Below are 17,966 nucleotides of genomic sequence, written 5' to 3' on the forward strand. Positions count from 1 at the left end.
AGCCCAGGCAGCACGGTGAGACCCCGCCCATCAGCTCGACGGGCCCTTTGGACGACCCGCAGCGGGCCTGGGAGTTCAATCCCGACTACCAGCGTTTGGTCGTCGCGTGGAACACCGTCCTGCCGCGGCTTGAGGAGCTCAAGACGGTCCTGGACAAGGCGTACGCGCTGGCCAAGAGCCCGCAGACGTGGGAGGCCCCGGTGGGTGAGCGCTACGTCAAGGACATCCGGGAGTGGCGCACCAGGCTGTCGGCCTACCGGCATGCCGTGTTGACGGCGATCAGTGATGAGGCCGCGGACACACCGAGGTGGGTCCAGACGACGGCGAACGCGCCGCACGCGTTCCAGTGACGGGGGAGTGCGGGCATCTTCTTTCGTGAAGGTCGTACAGTGGGAAAATGGGTGTGGAACCCTACTACGGTCCCGACTTCGGGCTGCTGCGCAGGCAGGATCCCGAGCTCGCGCAGGTTCTGCTGGACGAGCTCGAACGTGTGCGCGGCGGGATCCAGCTGATCGCGAGCGAGAATTTCGCCTCTCCAGCCGTGCTGGCCGCGCTCGGTTCGACGCTGACGAACAAGTACGCCGAGGGCTATCCGGGCAGGCGCTATTACGGCGGTTGCGAGGTCGTCGACCGGGCGGAGCGGCTGGCGATCGAGCGGGCGTGCCGGTTGTTCGGCGCCGAGCACGCCAACGTCCAGCCCCACTCCGGCGCCTCGGCGAACCTGGCCGCCTACGCGGCGCTGCTCCAGCCGGGCGACACGATGCTGGCGATGGCGCTGTCGCACGGCGGCCATCTCACGCACGGCTCGAAGGTGAACTTCTCGGGAAGATGGTTCGACGTCGTGTCGTACGGTGTGCGTCGTGACAACGAACTCATCGACTACGACGAGGTGCGGGACCTGGCGCTGCGGCACCAGCCGAAGCTGATCGTGTGCGGCGCCACGGCGTACCCGAGGCTGATCGACTTCACGGCGTTCCGCGGCATCGCGGACGAGGTGGGGGCGTGGTTGCTGGCGGACATGGCGCATCCGATCGGGTTGATGGCGGGCGGCGCGATCCCGTCGGCGGTGCCGTACGCGGACGTCGTGACCTTCACCACGCACAAGGCGCTGCGCGGGCCGCGCGGCGGCGCCATCCTGTGCACGCGGGAGCTGGCCGGCCGGATCGACCGGGCGGTGTTCCCGTTCGTGCAGGGAGGGCCGCTCATGCACGTGGTGGCGGCCAAGGCGGTGGCGTTCGCGGAGGCGGCGCGGCCGGAGTTCGCGGGCTACGCCAGGAAGGTGATCGCGAACGCGCAGGCGCTGGCGGAGTCGCTGGACGCGGAGGGCATGCGGGCCGTGTCCGGGGGCACCGACACACATCTGGTGCTGGTCGACCTGCGTGGGGCCGGGGTGACGGGCGTGGAGGCGGAGCGGAGGTGCGCGGCCGCGGGCATCACGCTCAACCGCAACGCGATCCCGTACGATCCCGAGCCGCCGGCCGTGACGTCGGGGATCAGAGTCGGCACGCCGTGCGTGACGACGCAGGGCATGGGGCCCGAGGAGCTGAAGGAGTTGGGGTCCCTGGTGGCCAGGGTCGTGCGTGATCCGGGCGCTGCGGAGGAGGTCAGGGCAAGGGTGGCGGGCCTTCTTGCCATTCATCAGCCATATCTCAGCGAATTTTGAGCGGGTCTGTGTCGTTTTCCGGTCACAGCGGGCCGGAGCATCCGGGAAACTAGGTTCGTGCGCGAATACCTCTTCATGGCGCTCATCTCGGCAGCGGTGACCTACTTGCTGGTGCCGCTCGTGCGCCGCTTCGCCATCGGCATCGGCGCCATGCCCGAGGTTCGCGAGCGCGACGTGCACACCACGCCGACGCCCAGGCTGGGCGGGCTGGCGATGTACGGCGGTCTGGTCGTGGGGCTGCTCGTGGCCAGCAGGCTCACCCACACGGGCGCGGCGCTGGCGGAGTCCGACGGCGACGCGGTCACGGCGCTGATCGTCGCGGGCGGGCTCATCACGCTCACCGGCTTCCTCGACGACTGGTGGGGCATGGACGCCTTCGTCAAGCTCGCCGGGCAGATCGCGGCGGCCGGCGTGCTGGTCTTCTTCGACCTGCGGCTCCTCTACATCCCGCTGCCGCAGGACTGGGGCGGCTCCACCAGCCTCGACTACACACTCAGCACCGTCATCACCATCATGGTGGTGGTCGTGACCATCAACGCGGTCAACTTCGTCGACGGGCTCGACGGCCTGGCGGCGGGGGTCGTGTGCATCGCGGGCATGGCCACCTGGGCCTATTCGATCTTTCTGGCCGACGAGATCAGCGGCGGCCGCATCACGACGACGGCCGCCATCGCCGCCGTGCTCATCGGCGCGTGCCTGGGGTTTCTGCCGCACAACTTCCATCCGGCCAAGATTTTCATGGGCGACACGGGGGCCATGCTGATCGGGCTCGTGCTCGCCTCGTCGATCGTCACCGTGACGCCGCTCGACCCGGCGATCATCGAGGGGATGAACAAGGTGCCGGTGCTGCTGCCGCTGCTCCTGCCGGCGGCGGTGCTGGTGCTGCCGCTGGTCGACCTGATCACCGCGGTGGTGCGGCGCACCTCGCGCGGTCTGTCGCCGTTCGCGCCCGACCGCGGTCACCTGCACCACCGGCTGATGGACATCGGCCACTCGCACCGCAGGTCCGTGCTCATCATGTACGCCTGGGCGTTCCTGTTCGCCTTCGGCATCGTGGGCATGTCCACGATCGGCGTGCCGGTCCTGCTGTTCCCCGTGGTCATCGTGCTCGCGCTGGCCGTTCTGGTGCTGATGGCCCTGCCGCGCTGGCGGCGCAGGGGCGGGGCGCGCACTGCGTCGCGTGACGACCCTGACGACGACGGTCCGCCCACGGGCCCGATGCCGCCGGTTCCGCCGGAACCGCAGGTCAGGCGGCGCATGCCGCCTCCCGGAGACGGCCCGGCGTCTCAGGGCCGCTCGTCAGCCGAGGGCAATCCGGTCATTCCCGCACATCCAGGGCGTTCGTGATCGCGAACTAGAAACGGCAGGTAAAAGCGGTCTTCTGTGAGCTTGTGATATCTTTCACGAGCAGGGACTCCAGGCCTACCGGTTCTGGAGGTAGCAAACGCTCGCTTGACAACAGGCTGATGGAGCACCGATGCAGGCCAATGACGTGCGCGTCCTCAAAAGCGCCGCGATTCCGACCTCTGTGGTCGGGGTGGTCGCCGTGCTGGTCGCTTTCCTGTCGACGGGCGGCAAGGGCGCGCTCGGCGCGGCCATGGGCGCCCTGCTCGTCGGAATCTTCTTCAGCATCAGCGTCGTCGTGGTGTCCTACGCTGCCCGGGTCTCCCCGCAGATGATGGCGATCGCCGCGATGGTCAGCTATCTCGTCAAGGTCCTGGCCATCATGGCCGTGCTGTCCGCCTTCCGTGACACCACGGCCTGGAACACGCAGGCTTTCGCGTGGTCCGTCGTGGTCGGCACCCTCGTCTGGACGGGCTTCGAGGTCCGCGCCTTCATGAAGACCAAGATGCTCTACGTCGACCCCGAGGCCGGCGCGCCGGGAAAGGGCGACGCATGACGCTCCTGCCCGGACGGGGTCCGATATGACTAGTCCTCTGTTCGCCTGCTATCGTCGGGCCCGCGATGAGCGCACAGGAACGCCGACCAGAAAACGACGGTCGCGACTTCGCCGACGCCATGTGGTCAGTCCCCAGCTCACTACTCGCCGGGATGGCTATCTACGGCGGCCTCGGATGGTTGCTGGACCGGTGGTTGGGCATGTCCGCGTTCTTCCCCATAGGCGTGGTCCTCGGGGTTGTGCTCGGAGGCTACCTGGTCTACCGGAAGTTCGGTCGCTAGCCCGGAGCAGCAACCACTTCGCTGAGGAAACTCTTGTGATCCACTACGACGTTGAAGGGAACGCCGCGTGAATGCGCTGACGGTCCTCCTCGCTCCCGCTGGCGATCAATTCGGGGCGCCTACGCCAGAAGAGCTGTTCAACCTGCCCCCCATCATTCCTGGGGTCTACTGGTTCACCAAGCCGGTGCTGCTGGCCATGCTCAGCGCCGTCCTCGTGATCGGTGTGACATGGGCGGCCTTCGCCAAGCCCAAGCTCGTGCCGCGAGGCGTCCAGAACGCCGTCGAGCTCGGCTACATGTTCGTCCGCGACCAGGTCGCCCGGCCGTTCCTGGGCAAGGACGCCGACCGGTGGATGGGCCTGCTGGTCAGCGTGTTCTTCCTGGTGCTGGTCTGGAACCTCATGGGCGTCGTCCCGGTGCTCCAGTTCCCCGTCGCCTCGCACATCGCCTTCCCGGCCGTGCTGGCCCTCGTGATCTACGGCCTCAAGGTCTATCTCGGCATCAAGCACCAGGGCGGCGTCGGCTACTTCAAGAACATGATGTTCCCTCCGGGCCTGCCCAAGCCGATCTACTTCCTGCTGGCCCCGATCGAGTTCCTGTCGAACATGATCATCGCGCCCTTCACGCACGCGGTGCGACTGTTCGCGAACATGTTCGCGGGCCACATGCTGCTGGCCTTCTTCAGCATGGTGGGCTTCTGGTTCCTGTTCGAGAAGCTGACCCCGCTCGGTGCGCCCGTCGGCGTCGTGGGCGTGGTGATGACCATTCTGCTCACGGGCCTGGAGATCTTCATCCAGTACCTGCAGGCGTTCCTCTTCGCCATGCTGGCCGCGATGTACATCGGCGGCTCGCTGCACCCGGAACACTGAGTAGCACAGACCGGCACAAGCCAGACCGGTGAGACTCCGCTCACCGGCCGTCCAGTAAAGGAAACAGTAATGAGCGTTCTCGCTGAGGTCTCCGGCAACGTCACCGCCATCGGTTACGGTCTCGCCGCCATCGGCCCCGGCATCGGCGTCGGCATCATCTTCGGTCAGGGCGTGCAGGCCATCGCCCGCCAGCCGGAGGCGTACGGCCTGATTCGCCAGAACATGCTCCTCGGCTTCGTCCTCACCGAGGCCCTTGCCCTGATCGGTCTTGTCGCGCCGTTCATCTTCCAGAACATCGGCGTGGCCTGACGTTCCCCACCTGACGAAAGGCTGCATCCATGACTATGGCAGCTACGCTCCTCGCGCAGGAGGAGGGCGCCAATCCCCTCATCCCGCACACGTACGAGCTCGTCGTCGGCATCTTCTCCTTCCTCGTCGTTCTCTTCGTCGTCGGCAGGATCCTCGTCCCGCGCATCCAGAAGACGCTGGCCGAGCGTACGGACGCCATCGAGGGCGGCATCAAGAGGGCGGAAGAAGCGCAGGCCCAGGCACAGGTCCTGCAGCAGGAATACCGCGACCAGCTGGCCGAGGCCAGGCAGGAGGCGGCCAGGCTGCGCGAGGAGGCTCGCGAGCAGGCCGCGCAGATCAAGGCCGAGCTCCGCGAGGAGGCCCAGGCCGAGGCCCGGCGTCTCGTCGAGGCCGCGCACGCGCAGATCGAGGCGGACCGCCAGGCGGCCTTCGCACAGCTCCGCGCGGAGATCGGCCGCCTGTCGACCGACCTCGCCGGCCGTATCGTCGGCGAGTCGCTCGAGGACGAGGCACGGCAGAGCCGCATCGTCGACCGGTTCCTTGACGAGCTGGAAAGCTCCAACGCGCAGGCGGTGCGTTAATGAGGGGCCTGAGCAGGACGTCGCTGGCCGAGGTCGAGGAGCGGTTCAACGCGGTCGCCGGCGGTGCCGACCTCGGCACGCTCTCCGACGAGCTGTTCGCGGTCGCGGACCTGCTCGACCGCGAGCACGGCCTGCGTCGTGCCCTGTCCGACCCGTCCAGGTCGGGCGAGCAGAAGGCGGGCACCATCCGCGCGCTGCTCACCGGCAAGATCAGCGAGGCGGCGCTGGCCACCGTCGAGACCGCGGTCTCGGCCCGGTGGTCGCGCGCCGGTGACCTGGCCGACGTGCTCGAACGGCTCGGCGTGGCCGCCGCGGCCGCGGAAGCGGAGAGCCAGTCCAGGCTCGACGAGGTGGAGGACGAGCTCTTCCGCTTCGGCCGCATCGTCGCCGCCAACCCGGAGCTGCGCCGGGCCCTCACCGACGCGGGCGCGCCGGAGGCGGGCAAGCAGGAGCTGCTGCGCGGGCTGCTCGACGGCAAGGTGGCCCCGACCAGCCTGCGCCTGATCAACCAGCTGGTGCTGCACCCGCGAGGACGTAGCCTGGAGACGGGCCTGGAAGAGGTCGGTCACCTCGTGGCACAGCAGCGCCGGCGCCTGGTGGCGGTGGTGCGCACCGCGGTCGAGCTGACCGACGCGCAGCGCCGGCGCCTCGTGGCGTATCTGAGCACCTCCTACGGCCGTGACGTGCACCTGAACGTCGAGGTGGACAAGCGAGTGCTCGGTGGGTTCTCGGTCCGCATCGGCGACGAGATCATCGACACCACCATTGTGGGACGAATCGAAGAAGTCCGCCGCCGGTTGGCCGGCTAAGGCGAATAGGGAGACAGAGTAGAGATGGCGGAGCTTACGATCCGGCCGGACGAGATCCGGGACGCGCTTGAGCGCTTCGTCCAGGCGTACGAACCGGAAGGCGCCGCGCGCGAGGAGATCGGGACCGTCGTCGACGCCGGCGACGGCATTGCCCATGTCTCCGGCCTTCCCTCGGCGATGGCGAACGAGCTGCTCGAGTTCGAGGGCGGCACGCGCGGCCTGGCACTTAACCTCGACACCCGCGAGATCGGTGCCGTTATTCTGGGTCAATTCAGCGGCATCGAGGAGGGCCAGACGGTCCGCAGGACGGGCGAGGTCCTGTCCGTGCCCGTCGGCGACGACTTCCTCGGTCGCGTGGTCGACCCCCTCGGCAACCCGCTCGACGGCAAGGGCGCCATCCAGGCCGAGGGCTCCCGGGCCCTCGAGCTGCAGGCCCCCTCGGTGGTCCAGCGGCAGCCGGTGAAGCAGCCGCTGCAGACCGGCATCAAGGCGATCGACGCCATGACGCCCATCGGCCGCGGCCAGCGCCAGCTGATCATCGGCGACCGCGGCACCGGCAAGACCGCGATCGCGGTCGACACGATCCTCAACCAGCGCGAGGCCTGGGCGTCCGGCGACCCTGAGAAGCAGGTGCGCTGCGTCTACGTCGCGGTCGGGCAGAAGGGCTCGACGATCGCGCAGGTCAAGGCCCGCCTGGAGGAGGCCGGCGCGCTGGAGTACACCACGATCGTGGCCGCTCCCGCCTCCGACCCCGCAGGGTACAAATACCTTGCCCCCTACACCGGCTCGGCCATCGGCCAGCACTGGATGTACCAGGGCAAGCACGTTCTGATCGTCTTCGACGACCTGACCAAGCAGGCCGACGCCTACCGCGCCGTGTCCCTGCTGCTGCGTCGCCCGCCGGGCCGCGAGGCCTTCCCCGGCGACGTCTTCTACCTCCACTCGAGGCTTCTGGAGCGCTGCGCCAAGCTCTCCGACGACATGGGCGGCGGCTCGATGACGGGCCTGCCGGTCATCGAGACCAAGGGCAACGACGTGTCGGCGTTCATCCCGACCAACGTTATCTCCATCACCGACGGTCAGTGCTTCCTCGAGACCGACCTGTTCAACGCGGGTGTGCGCCCGGCCATCAACGTCGGCATCTCGGTGTCCCGAGTCGGTGGTTCCGCGCAGGTCAAGGCCATGCGCAAGGTCGCGGGCACGCTGAAGCTGTCGCTGTCGCAGTATCGTGACCTGGAGGCCTTCGCGGCGTTCGCGTCCGACCTCGACGCGGCCTCCAAGGCCCAGCTCGAACGCGGTCAGCGCCTGGTGGAGCTGCTCAAGCAGCCACAGTACGAACCGTTCCCCGTCGAGCGGCAGGTCGTGTCGGTGTGGGGCGGCACCACGGGCGAGCTCGACGAGGTGCCGGTCGACGACGTGCGGCGCTTCGAGACGGAGTTCCTCGACTTCCTGCAGTCCTCGCACAAGGGCATCCTCGACACCATCCGTGAGACCAACGAGCTCACGGACGACACGGTGACCGCTCTCAAGGACGCCATCACGGAGTTCAAGAAGGGCTTCACCACCTCCTCGGGCGAGCTGCTGGTCAAGGACGAACCGGTGGCGCCGCTGGAGGCCGAAGAGGTCGGCCAGGAAAAGATCAAGAAGGTCGTCCGTCGGGCGGAGAAGTAGGTCATGGGTGCCCAGCTAAGGCTGCTGCGGCGGCGGATCAACTCGGTCAAGTCGACCGCGAAGATCACGCGTGCCCAGGAGCTCATCGCCTCTTCACGGATCGTGAGGGCGCAGCAGCGGATGCAGGCGGCGCTGCCGTACGAGCGTGAGATCACTCGCGCCGTCACCGGCGTCGTCAGCAACGCGGCCAGCGTCGATCATCCGCTGACCGTGGCGAAGGACAACCCCGTGAAGGCGGGTGTCCTCATCGTCACCAGCGACAGCGGGTTCTGCGGCGGCTTCAACGCCAACGTCCTGCGCGAGGCCGAGGCCCTGCGCGGGTTGCTGGAGGGCCGCGGCTTGGAGGTCGTGCCGTTCGTCACCGGGCGCAAGGGTGTCACCTGGCACACCTTCCGCCAGCGTGAGATGGGCGGCCAATGGGTCGGCTTCTCCAGGAAGCCGGCCTACGCCGACGCCAAGGAGATCGCGCAGACGCTGATCGACTCGTTCAAGGACGACAACGGGATCGACGAGATCCACATCGTCTCGACCGAGTTCGTCTCCATGCTGACCCAGAACGTCGTGGTCAAGCGGGTCCTGCCGCTCGAGGTCGAGGAGACCGAGGCGACGGAGACCACCGCGATCCCGCCCTACTTCGAGTTCGAGCCGACCGCGGGCGACGTTCTCGAGTCGCTGCTGCCGCGTTACGTCGAGTCCCGGATCTTCACGGCGCTGCTGCAGTCGGCGGCCTCCGAGGAGGCCGCGCGGCGGCGCGCGATGAAGTCCGCGACCGACAACGCCAACGAGCTGATGCGGCTGCTCACCCAGGAGATGAACCAGGCTCGCCAGGCGGAGATCACCCAGGAAATCAGCGAGATCGTCGGTGGGGCCAACGCGCTCGCTGACGCCGCAGCGGGGAAAGAGTGAAATGACTGCAGAGGCTGTTGAAACTGTGGAAGCCGCGGCGGCCGGCACAGGCCGCGTGGCACGTGTCACCGGCGCGGTCGTCGACGTGGAGTTCCCCGTCGACGCGATGCCCGAGATCTACAACGCGCTCAAGGTCGAGGTGACCCTCGGCGGCGAGACCAGGACCCTGACCCTCGAGGTGGCCCAGCACCTGGGCGACAACCTCGTGCGCGCCATCTCCATGCAGCCCACCGACGGCATGGTCCGCGGCCAGGCGGTGCAGGACACCGGCGGCCCGATCTCGGTGCCGGTCGGCGACGTCGTCAAGGGCCACGTGTGGAACGCGCTGGGCGAGACGCTCGACGTGCCCACCGCGTCGCTCAAGATCGAGGAGCGGTGGGGCATCCACCGTCCCTCCCCGGCCTTCGACCAGCTCGAGTCTCGCACCGAGCTGCTTGTCACCGGCATCAAGGTCATCGACCTGCTCACGCCCTACGTGCAGGGCGGGAAGATCGGCCTGTTCGGCGGCGCCGGCGTGGGCAAGACAGTGCTCATCCAGGAGATGATCCGCCGCGTCGCCCGTAACTTCGGCGGCACCTCGTGCTTCGCCGGAGTGGGCGAGCGCACCCGTGAGGGCAACGACCTCTGGCTGGAGATGGAGGAGGCGGACGTCCTCAAGGACACCGCGCTCGTCTTCGGCCAGATGGACGAGCCGCCGGGCACCCGGCTGCGCGTGGCGCTGTCGGCGCTGACCATGGCCGAATACTTCCGCGACGTGCAGAAGCAGGACGTGTTGCTCTTCATCGACAACATCTTCCGCTTCACGCAGGCCGGTTCGGAGGTCTCGACCCTGCTCGGCCGTATGCCGTCCGCCGTGGGTTACCAGCCCACGCTGGCCGACGAGATGGGTGTGCTCCAGGAGCGCATCACCTCGACGCGCGGTCACTCGATCACCTCCATGCAGGCGATCTACGTGCCCGCCGACGACATCACCGACCCGGCCCCGCACAACGCGTTCGCGCACCTCGACGCGCAGACCGTGCTCTCCCGGCCGATCTCGGAGAAGGGCATCTACCCCGCGGTGGACCCGCTCGACTCCTCTTCCCGGATCCTCGACCCGCAGATCCTGGGCGAGGAGCACTACCGGGTGGCCCAGGAGACCAAGCGGATCCTGCAGAAATACCGCGAGCTCCAGGACATCATCGCGATCCTCGGCATCGACGAGCTGTCCGAGGAGGACAAGGTCACCGTGCAGCGGGCCCGCCGCATCGAGCGGTTCCTGTCGCACCCGATGTACGCCGCCGAGGCGTTCACCGGCCAGCCGGGCGAGACCGTCCCGCTGGACGAGACCATCGCCTCCTTCAAGGGCCTGTGCGCGGGCGAGTACGACCACCTCCCCGAGCAGGCGTTCTTCATGGTCGGTGGCATCGAGCAGGCCGTGGCCAAGGCCAAGGAACTCGAGCGCCGCTAAATCGCCCCAGTTGAAGGGCGAGCTCTGCGAGCCCGGACCTACGGTGGTGGTACGGCCGCCCGCCGTGCCACCACCTGATCGGAAAGGAACCTACACAAGTGGCGAAGCTACGCGTAGGGGTTGTCTCACCCGAGCGTGAGATCTGGTCGGGCGAGGCCGACATGGTGATTGCCAAGACCGTGGACGGCGAGATCGGTATTATGCCGCAACACGCACCTGTGCTCGGCGTGCTCGTCGAGGGCGGCGTGCTGCGCATCAAGCGTGAGGGCGAGGGCGATCTCGCGGCGGCCGTGCACGGAGGCTTCATCTCCGTGGCCGACGACGAGGTATCCGTGCTCGCCGAGGTGGCCGAGCTCGGTTCCGAGGTCGACGTCGCGGCTGCCCGTGACGCTCTCGACCGGGCCCAGGCTTCGATCGAGGCCAATCAGGAGGACGCCGACGCCGCGATCGAGGCCAAGCGCGCCAGGGCTCGGCTGCGCGCGGCGGGCGAAGAGGTTTAACACATATTCCAAACGGGGCTCAGGGGGCGGCATGATGGCGACGGTTGTAGTGGTCCTGGTGCTGTTCGCCGCCCTCGTGGTCCTGCGCTGGGTCACGCTGACCCGCTCGCGCGGCAGCGTGCCCTGTCGTCTCCGGGTGGGGGAGCGGGCCTGGCAGAGCGGCGTAGCCCGCTACGCCGACGGGGAGCTCCACTGGATCCCGCTTCTGGGTGTGCGACTGAGGCCGCGCCACGCGATCGCGAGGCGCGGCCTCGTCGTTTCTCCCCGCCGTGAGATCGAGGGCGGGATGTTCGCGGTGGACCTCAGTGGTAGCACGCGGGGCGTGTCCATCGCGATGAGCGCCGACGCGCTGACGGGCTTTCTCGCCTGGCTGGAGTCTGCGCCGCCGAGCGCCTACCTGGACGTCGCCTGAACCTGCCCTTGGGGCCTGGCGGTGGTGTTCAGCGGGTGCCGCCGGGCTTCCAGAGGATCTCGTTGCCCGCGTGGGCTATCCGGCAGGCGATGAAGAGCAGGTCCGACAGCCGGTTGAGGTATTTCGCGGTCAGCACGTTCATGTCGTCGTGCGCCCGCAGCGCGGTCCAGGCCGTACGTTCGGCTCTGCGCACCGTGACCCTCGCGACGTGCAGCGCCGCCGTGGCGGGGTCGCCGCCGGGCAGGATGAAGCTGCGCAGCGGCTTGAGGCCGGCGTTGAAGCGGTCGCACTGCATCTCCAGCCAGTCGATGTACGACTGCTCCACCCGCAGCGGCGGGAAGTCGGGGTTCGCCACGACCGGCGTGGCCAGGTCGGCCCCCACGTCGAACAGTTCGTTCTGCACGCGTACGAGCACCTCCGCCAGGTCCGCGGGCAGGGTGCCGTGCGAGAGCGCCACCCCGAGGTGGGCGTTGGCCTCCTCCACGTCGGCGTAGGCGGCGAGCCGGAGGTCGGTTTTCGGGGCCGGGCTCATGTCGCTCAGCGTGGTGGTGCCGTCGTCGCCCGTGCGGGTGTAGATGCGGGAGAGGACGACCGGCTTGTCCTTGTCGGCGCGCGTCATGGCCTCAGCGTACTCGTGACAAATGTCATCGACATCGTACGCGGGATCCACATGGGGCCCGTGATTTCGGCGACTGGTTCGAGAACCCGGGTGAAAGCCACTATTGACCCCATGACGAAGGAGATGACCTGATGCTCGAAATCAACGAGCTGCGCAAGCGTTTCGCGGGCAGCCCCGGCTCCCCGGTCGCCAAGATCGCCTTGGACGGGATCAGCTTCACCGTACGGCCTGGCGAGATGTTCGGGTTCGTCGGCGCGAACGGCGCCGGCAAGACCACGACGATGCGCATCGTGATGGGCGTGCTCCAGGCGGACTCCGGCTCGGTGAGCCTGCGGGGCGAGCCGATCGGCCCGGGCGACCGGCGGCGCTTCGGCTACATGCCGGAGGAGCGCGGCCTGTACCAGAAGATGCGGGTCGGCGAGCAGATCGAGTACTTCGGCCGCCTGCACGGGATGAGCGCGGCAGCCGTCAAGAAGGCCACCGACGACCTGCTGGAGCAGCTGGGGCTGACCGAGCGCAGGAACGACGCGGTGCAGGCCCTCTCCCTGGGCAACCAGCAGCGGGTGCAGCTCGCCGTGGCCCTGGTGCACGACCCCGAACTGCTCATTCTGGACGAGCCGTTCTCCGGGCTCGACCCGATCGCGGTCGACGCGCTGGCCACGGTGCTGCAGGAGCGGTGCAGGGGCGGCGTACCGGTGATCTTCTCCAGCCACCAGTTGGAGCTGGTGGAGCGGCTGTGCGACTCCGTGGGCATCGTCTCGGCCGGACGGATGGTCGCCGCCGGTACGGTGGCCGGCCTGCGGGCGGCCGAGGCCGGCGAGCTGCGCGTGGTCGTCAGGGACCCGGCGCCCGGCTGGGCGGACGCGCTGCCGGGCACGGTCACCGTCGACGGGGACCGGCACATTCTGCGCTGCACCGGCGGCGACGACCAGGAGATTCTGCGCCGCGCCGTGAAGGCCGGGCGCGTCGAACACTTCGGGGCCGAGCAGCCGAGCCTCACCGACATCTTCAAGGAGGCCGTGGCGTGAACGGACTGATGCTGGTCGCCCGCAGGGAGATCATGACGCAGCTGCGGACCAAGGGTTTCGTCATCGGTCTGCTCATCACGGCGGTGCTGGTGGCGGCGGTCTCGTTCGCTCCCAAGGTGCTGGGCGGCGAGGACTCGTACACGCTGGGCACCGTCAACTCCCAGCAGCTGCCGCTGCAGGCTGCCGCGCCGGACACGAAGTTCGAGTGGCGGCAGTTCCCCGACGAGAACGCGGCGACGCAGGCGGTGGTCGACGGCGACGTGGACGCGGTGCTGGTCAACGGGACCAAGGTGCTGACGGACGGTCAGATCGACGGCGAGCTCGGCGTGCTTCTGCAGAGCGTGAACCGGGAGGTCAAGCTGGGCGCGGCCGGGGTCTCCATCCCGCCGCTGCAGATGCAGTCCGTGGGCGCCGACACGCGGTATGAGTCGGCGCGCACCGGCATCGCCGTGGTGCTCGTCCTGGTGCTCTTCATGCTGATCATAGGCCAGGTCATGATGGTGGCCATGGGCGTGGTGGAGGAGAAGGGCAGCAGGATCGTCGAGATTCTGCTCTCCACCGTGCGGCCGTGGCAACTGCTCGGCGGCAAGATCGTGGGGCTGGGCACGCTGGGCCTGATCAACATGGTCACGATCCTGGTCGTCGGGCTCGGCTCGGCGATGGCCTCGGGCATCGCCACGGACTTCCCGCCCGGCATTCCCGGACTGGTGGCGGCGGTGCTGGTGTGGTTCGTGCTCGGTTACCTCTTCTTCGCCGCGCTGGCGGCGGCCTTCGGGTCGCTGGTCTCGCGGCAGGAGGAGGTGGGGTCGGTGCTGACGCCGCTGACCATGCTCATCATGATCGCGTACTTGGTCGCCTTCTACGCGACCAACGACGCGACGGGCACGTTGGCCACGGTCGTGTCGTACATCCCGCCGTTCTCGTCCATGGTCATGCCGGTGCGGATGGCGGCGACCGAGGTGCCGCTGTGGGAGGTGGCCGTGTCCATGGGGGCGATGCTCCTGGCCGTGCCCGTGGTGCTGGCCTTCGGGGCCAAGATCTACGAGCGTGCGGTGCTGCGGACGGGGGCCCGCCTCAAGCTCGGCGACGTGCTGCGCGCGAAGTAGATGGATCCGATCAAGCGGGCGCGGCGGCTCACCTGGGTGATGATCGGCTCGGGCGTGCTGATGATGTGGGTGCTCATCGCCGTCCGGTCCGTGGAGGCGCACGTGGAGGGCGTGCTGTCGTGGTGGCGGGCCGGCCCTGCGCTGCTCGCCGCCGCCGGGTTGACCTGGTTCTGCCTGCGCATGGCCGACGCGATCCTGGACCGCCGCTACCCCACCAGGCAGGTGGTGGTGGCGGCGGTTCTCGCGTTGGTCGCGGCCGGCGCGGGAGGGGCCGACCCGATCGGCTGGGGTTTCGTGCTCACGGCCTGGCTGAGCGTCGCCATGCTCGGCGTCTCCACCCGCACGCTCGTCCTGCAGATGGCCGCGACCTGGGTGGTCGGTGTCGCGCTGGCCCTGGTCACGGCGCCTGCCGGCATGTTCGCCGATCGCGGGTTCGGCTATTACGCCCTGCTCTACGGTCTCTGGTGCGTCATCCTGCCACCGTCCGGCAGGGTGTGGCTGCTGATCTGGAGGCTGGCCATGGAGGCCCATGAGGGCCGTGACGCGCACACGCGGCTGGCGCTGGCCGAGGAGCGGCTGCGCGTCTCCAGGGACCTGCACGCCACCGTGGGGCACCAGCTGTCGGCCATCGCGGTCAAGACCGAGCTCGCCGTACGGCTGTCGGACAAGGACGCCGGCGCGGCCAGGGCCGAGATGGTGGAGGTCAACACGCTGACCAGGAAGGCGCTCAGGGAGCTGCGCCAGGCGGTGCGCGGCTACCGTGAGCTTGACTTGGACGCCGAGCTGAATAGCGTTAAGGGAGTACTCGAAGCGGCGGGGGTCCGCTGCGAGATGCGCCTGCCCCACCGCGAGCTGCCTGACGGGGTTTCACCGGCCTTCGCCTACGCGGTCCGCGAGGCGGTGACCAACGTGCTCAAGCACAGCGTCGCGACGTTCTGCCGCATCACGATCCGCTTCACCGAGGACGAGGCGGAGCTGGAGGTGCGCAACGACGGGGTCGCCGAGCGCCCGGGCGGCGACCTGGGGAGCGGCCTGGCGGGTCTGCGGGAGCGGCTGGCCGCCGCCGGCGGGACGGTGAACGCCCAGCCGGCGGGTGATGGCGAGTTCGTGCTGAACGCGGTCGTGTCACTTCCGATACGTGGGTAGGAGAGGTGTGCGGGAGGTCTCTCCGGCGCGGTTCGCGCTGGTCGGCGACCTGCTCGCAGGCGTGACTGAGGAGGTGACATGCGCGTCCGGGGGAATCCGAGAGCCCAGGTGGTGCGGATAGGGGCCCGGCTCGACGCCGGAACGTCGGCAGGGGTGCGTGAGCACCTGCACAAGGCTCTCGACACCGGTGAAGGCGACCTGATCCTCGATCTCTCCAAGCTCGAGATGATCGACGCGACCGGTCTCGGAGTGCTCGTGGGAGCGCATCGGCGCGCGCTGAGCGTGCAACGTCGCCTCGTTCTTCGGGGGGTGCCCCCGCGGATCATGCGGATACTCGCGGTGACCCGGCTGAATCGGGTGCTGCACGTGGAGGTTCCCGCTGCCGCGGTGGCCTGAGCTGACATATCGGAGCGGGCAACGATCAGCCGTTGCCCGCTCTTTCTTGGCTTAGACAAAATACAGATTACGGCTGTCCGTGATACCGCTCTGAATCGTCGCGCTAAAGAGCAAGGATATGAGTCAGCCCGGGCCGAGACTGCGGTTGAAGATGTGCACCGCGACGGTGACGAGTTCGTCGATCGTCGGTTGGTCGTCGGAGAGCAGCCATTCGATGAGCAACTCCTGCAGCCCGCCAATGACGCCCAGCGCCACTAAGTGTCGATTGAGCGGGGTGGCCTGCGGGAAATCGGCGGACGCCTCCTCCACGAGCCTGGCGAACGAGTCCACCGCCCGCTGGCGGGACATGGCCAGCACGTCTCCCGATCTGCGCACCTCGACGTGCATGATGCGGGCCCGGCGCCAGTCGGCGGTGGCGAACTCGACGTACGCGCGGATCCCCGCCTCGACCCGGCCCGCCAGCGTGGGGGGCGCCTCCTGTAGCGCCTTGGCCACCACGGCCAGGCTTTCCTCGACGCAGCGTTCGTGCAACGCCTGAAGGAGCTCCTCGCGACCGCCGAAACATTCGTAGAAGGCCCGGTTCGAGATCCGCGCCTCCGAGCACAACCTTTCGATGGTCGTGGCCGCGAAACCCGGTTTCGCGTATAGCGTGTACGCGGCCGTCATCAGCCGCTCTCGTCTGTCCGCCAGCCTTTGCTCAGCCGACATTCCCCGGTAAGACCGGTTCACATTCCACCCGTCCAACATGATCGTGGCCCCCAGAGCACACAATTATGGACGGATGATCGGTCCTGGGAAAGAGCGCGGCGATTATCTCTTACGTCGTCCGTGCAAGAACGTGACAAGCCTGATCAGCCGCTCAAGTTCAGCGGGCCCCCGTGAGAACGATGTCAGGTTCATCCCGGGCATCGCGAAGCGCTGCCGTGAGATCGCTTTGGGCCTGGCGAACTCGCGCAGGCCGTCGGCTCCGTGGATCCGGCCGAACCCCGAATCGCCCATCCCGCCGAACGGCAACGCCGGCACCCCCGCGAACGAGATCACCGAGTTGATGGCGGTCATCCCCGTACGCATGCTGCGGGCCAGCTCCGTCGCCCGCCGCGCGTTCCTGGAGAAGACCGTGCCGCCCAGCCCGTAGGCCGAGGCGTTGGCCAGCTCCAGCGCCTCGTGCGCGTCTCGGGTGCGCCGCACGGTGATGGTCGGCCCGAACGTCTCCTCCCGCACCGCGGGGGAGTCCTCGGGCACGTCCTCCACGATCACCGGGTCGACGTACGGCGCCCGCACGGCGCCCGTGCCGCCGGCCACCAGGCGCCCCGACTTGGCCGCGTCGTCGATGTGCCGCTTGATGATGTCCACCTGGCCGGGCATCGTGATGGGACCGTAGTGCTCGCCCGCCCGCACGTTCGCCACCCGCTCGGACAACTCGCGCATGAAGCCGTCATAGACGGCGTCGACCACGTAGACGCGTTCGACGCCCACGCAGGTCTGGCCCGCGTTGGACATCGCGCCCCACAGGCAGGCGTCGGCCGCGGCCCGCAGGTCGGCGTCGGCGTCCACGATGAACGCGTCCTTGCCGCCGCACTCGGCCACGATCGGCGTGAGGTTCTCGGCGCAGGCCGCCATGACCCGCTTCGCCGTGGCGGTCGAGCCGGTGAACGCCACCTTCTTCACCCTCGGGTCGGCGGCCAGCGCCGCCCCCGTCTCGCCCAGCCCCGTCACGGTCTGCAGCACCGGGTGCTCAGGCACGGACTCCTCGAACAACTCCGCCAGGCGCACGCCGATGCCAGGGGTGAGCTCGCTCGGCTTGAACACGACCGCGTTGCCCGCGGCCAGCGCGTAGGCGACGGAGCCCATCGGGGTGAACACCGGGTAGTTCCACGGGCCGATCACGCCGACCACACCCAGCGGCAGGTATTCGAGGGTGGCGGTCAGGTTGAGGCCGATCATGCCGGTGGCGACCCGGCGGCGGCCCAGCACCTTCGCCGCGTTGCGGGCGGCCCAGTCGAGGTGCGTGATGGCGAGGACGAGCTCCAGCGTGGCGTCGCCGACCGGTTTGCCCGTCTCCTCGTGCACCAGCCGGGCCAGGGCCCTGAGCTCCCGCGTGACGACCGCCTTGTAGTCGAGCAGCCGCCGCCTGCGCTCGGCCGCCCCGATCGCGGCCCACCACCGGGCGGCCTCCTCCGCCCGCCCCACCGCCTGGCGCACGGCCTCGGGAGCCTGGTTGGGGTGGGTTCCGACGGTCTCGCCGGTCGCCGGATTGAGTGAGTCGAACGTCAGCGTCGCCATGGCGTCACCATAAACCGCCCACCACCCACTGACCACAA

At 68.6% G+C, this 17,966-nt stretch carries 21 protein-coding genes; 18 read left to right on the top strand and 3 right to left on the bottom strand.

Annotated features, from left to right (window positions below; all coding sequences use genetic code 11):
- The 14 genes from GUY59_RS30335 to GUY59_RS30400 form a co-directional block, all read left to right on the top strand.
- Window positions 1–350 (top strand): hypothetical protein (locus GUY59_RS30335; protein WP_161714775.1); only part of this gene is annotated, 350 nt, incomplete at its 5' end.
- 47 nt (window positions 351–397) lie between these two features.
- Window positions 398–1,663, top strand: a complete 1,266-nt coding sequence (gene glyA, locus GUY59_RS30340) for a serine hydroxymethyltransferase (RefSeq protein WP_138200045.1) — start codon at window positions 398–400, stop codon at window positions 1,661–1,663.
- 57 nt (window positions 1,664–1,720) lie between these two features.
- A complete protein-coding gene (locus GUY59_RS30345; RefSeq protein WP_138200046.1) occupies window positions 1,721–3,010 on the top strand; it encodes a glycosyltransferase family 4 protein in 1,290 nt (429 codons plus the stop codon).
- A gap of 130 nt (window positions 3,011–3,140) precedes the next feature.
- A complete protein-coding gene (locus GUY59_RS30350) occupies window positions 3,141–3,563 on the top strand; it encodes a hypothetical protein (RefSeq protein WP_138200047.1) in 423 nt (140 codons plus the stop codon).
- Between the two features lie 65 nt (window positions 3,564–3,628).
- Entirely contained in the window at window positions 3,629–3,844 is a 216-nt protein-coding gene (locus tag GUY59_RS30355) for an AtpZ/AtpI family protein (RefSeq protein ID WP_236667649.1), read from the top strand.
- Between the two features lie 67 nt (window positions 3,845–3,911).
- The gene (gene atpB / locus GUY59_RS30360) at window positions 3,912–4,712 is read left to right on the top strand and encodes a F0F1 ATP synthase subunit A (protein WP_330849231.1); all 801 of its coding nucleotides are present in this window, start codon (window positions 3,912–3,914) and stop codon (window positions 4,710–4,712) included.
- Window positions 4,713–4,781: 69 nt separating this feature from the next.
- Window positions 4,782–5,021, top strand: a complete 240-nt coding sequence (atpE, locus tag GUY59_RS30365; protein ID WP_138200048.1) for an ATP synthase F0 subunit C — start codon at window positions 4,782–4,784, stop codon at window positions 5,019–5,021.
- 29 nt (window positions 5,022–5,050) lie between these two features.
- Window positions 5,051–5,602 carry a F0F1 ATP synthase subunit B gene (locus tag GUY59_RS30370; protein WP_132331965.1) on the top strand — a complete coding sequence of 184 codons (552 nt, stop codon included), beginning with the start codon at window positions 5,051–5,053 and terminating at the stop codon, window positions 5,600–5,602.
- The gene (locus GUY59_RS30375) at window positions 5,602–6,411 is read left to right on the top strand and encodes a F0F1 ATP synthase subunit delta (RefSeq protein ID WP_138200049.1); all 810 of its coding nucleotides are present in this window, start codon (window positions 5,602–5,604) and stop codon (window positions 6,409–6,411) included. Before GUY59_RS30370 ends, GUY59_RS30375 begins: the two co-directional genes overlap by 1 nt.
- Window positions 6,412–6,435: 24 nt before the next feature.
- Complete coding sequence (gene atpA / locus GUY59_RS30380) at window positions 6,436–8,082, top strand: F0F1 ATP synthase subunit alpha (protein WP_138200050.1); 1,647 nt, start codon at window positions 6,436–6,438, stop codon at window positions 8,080–8,082.
- A 3-nt stretch (window positions 8,083–8,085) separates the two neighbouring features.
- Window positions 8,086–8,988, top strand: coding sequence for a F0F1 ATP synthase subunit gamma (locus GUY59_RS30385; protein WP_138200051.1), 903 nt, complete (start codon window positions 8,086–8,088; stop codon window positions 8,986–8,988).
- Between the two features lies 1 nt (window position 8,989).
- A complete protein-coding gene (gene atpD, locus GUY59_RS30390; protein WP_132331958.1) occupies window positions 8,990–10,438 on the top strand; it encodes a F0F1 ATP synthase subunit beta in 1,449 nt (482 codons plus the stop codon).
- A 98-nt stretch (window positions 10,439–10,536) separates the two neighbouring features.
- The gene (locus GUY59_RS30395; RefSeq protein ID WP_132331956.1) at window positions 10,537–10,938 is read left to right on the top strand and encodes a F0F1 ATP synthase subunit epsilon; all 402 of its coding nucleotides are present in this window, start codon (window positions 10,537–10,539) and stop codon (window positions 10,936–10,938) included.
- A 31-nt stretch (window positions 10,939–10,969) separates the two neighbouring features.
- Window positions 10,970–11,350, top strand: coding sequence for a DUF2550 family protein (locus tag GUY59_RS30400; protein ID WP_132331954.1), 381 nt, complete (start codon window positions 10,970–10,972; stop codon window positions 11,348–11,350).
- 28 nt (window positions 11,351–11,378) lie between these two features.
- Here the strand turns inward: GUY59_RS30400 and GUY59_RS30405 are convergent, their stop codons facing one another.
- On the bottom strand, window positions 11,379–11,969 hold the full coding sequence (locus tag GUY59_RS30405; RefSeq protein WP_138200052.1) for a cob(I)yrinic acid a,c-diamide adenosyltransferase: 591 nt from the start codon (window positions 11,967–11,969) through the stop codon (window positions 11,379–11,381).
- Between the two features lie 131 nt (window positions 11,970–12,100).
- Here GUY59_RS30405 and GUY59_RS30410 point away from each other — a divergent pair, with 131 nt between their 5' ends.
- The 4 genes from GUY59_RS30410 to GUY59_RS30425 all read left to right on the top strand — a co-directional run bounded on the left by GUY59_RS30410 (window position 12,101) and on the right by GUY59_RS30425 (window position 15,645).
- Complete coding sequence (locus GUY59_RS30410) at window positions 12,101–12,997, top strand: ABC transporter ATP-binding protein (RefSeq protein ID WP_138200053.1); 897 nt, start codon at window positions 12,101–12,103, stop codon at window positions 12,995–12,997.
- On the top strand, window positions 12,994–14,103 hold the full coding sequence (locus GUY59_RS30415) for an ABC transporter permease (protein WP_138200054.1): 1,110 nt from the start codon (window positions 12,994–12,996) through the stop codon (window positions 14,101–14,103). The genes GUY59_RS30410 and GUY59_RS30415 overlap by 4 nt, the downstream gene beginning before the upstream one ends.
- The gene (locus GUY59_RS30420) at window positions 14,104–15,249 is read left to right on the top strand and encodes a sensor histidine kinase (protein ID WP_138200055.1); all 1,146 of its coding nucleotides are present in this window, start codon (window positions 14,104–14,106) and stop codon (window positions 15,247–15,249) included.
- 78 nt (window positions 15,250–15,327) lie between these two features.
- The gene (locus GUY59_RS30425) at window positions 15,328–15,645 is read left to right on the top strand and encodes an STAS domain-containing protein (protein WP_138200056.1); all 318 of its coding nucleotides are present in this window, start codon (window positions 15,328–15,330) and stop codon (window positions 15,643–15,645) included.
- Between the two features lie 123 nt (window positions 15,646–15,768).
- Here the strand turns inward: GUY59_RS30425 and GUY59_RS30430 are convergent, their stop codons facing one another.
- Both GUY59_RS30430 and GUY59_RS30435 read right to left on the bottom strand, forming a co-directional pair.
- Window positions 15,769–16,311 (bottom strand): TetR/AcrR family transcriptional regulator, encoded by a 543-nt coding sequence (locus tag GUY59_RS30430; RefSeq protein WP_236667650.1) that lies wholly within the window; start codon window positions 16,309–16,311, stop codon window positions 15,769–15,771.
- A gap of 144 nt (window positions 16,312–16,455) precedes the next feature.
- Window positions 16,456–17,928, bottom strand: a complete 1,473-nt coding sequence (locus GUY59_RS30435) for an aldehyde dehydrogenase family protein (RefSeq protein WP_138200058.1) — start codon at window positions 17,926–17,928, stop codon at window positions 16,456–16,458.
- Between the last annotated feature and the right edge of the window lie 38 nt (window positions 17,929–17,966).

This window comes from Nonomuraea sp. K271, assembly GCF_009908215.1.
Taxonomy (GTDB): Bacteria; Actinomycetota; Actinomycetes; order Streptosporangiales; family Streptosporangiaceae; genus Nonomuraea; species Nonomuraea longispora.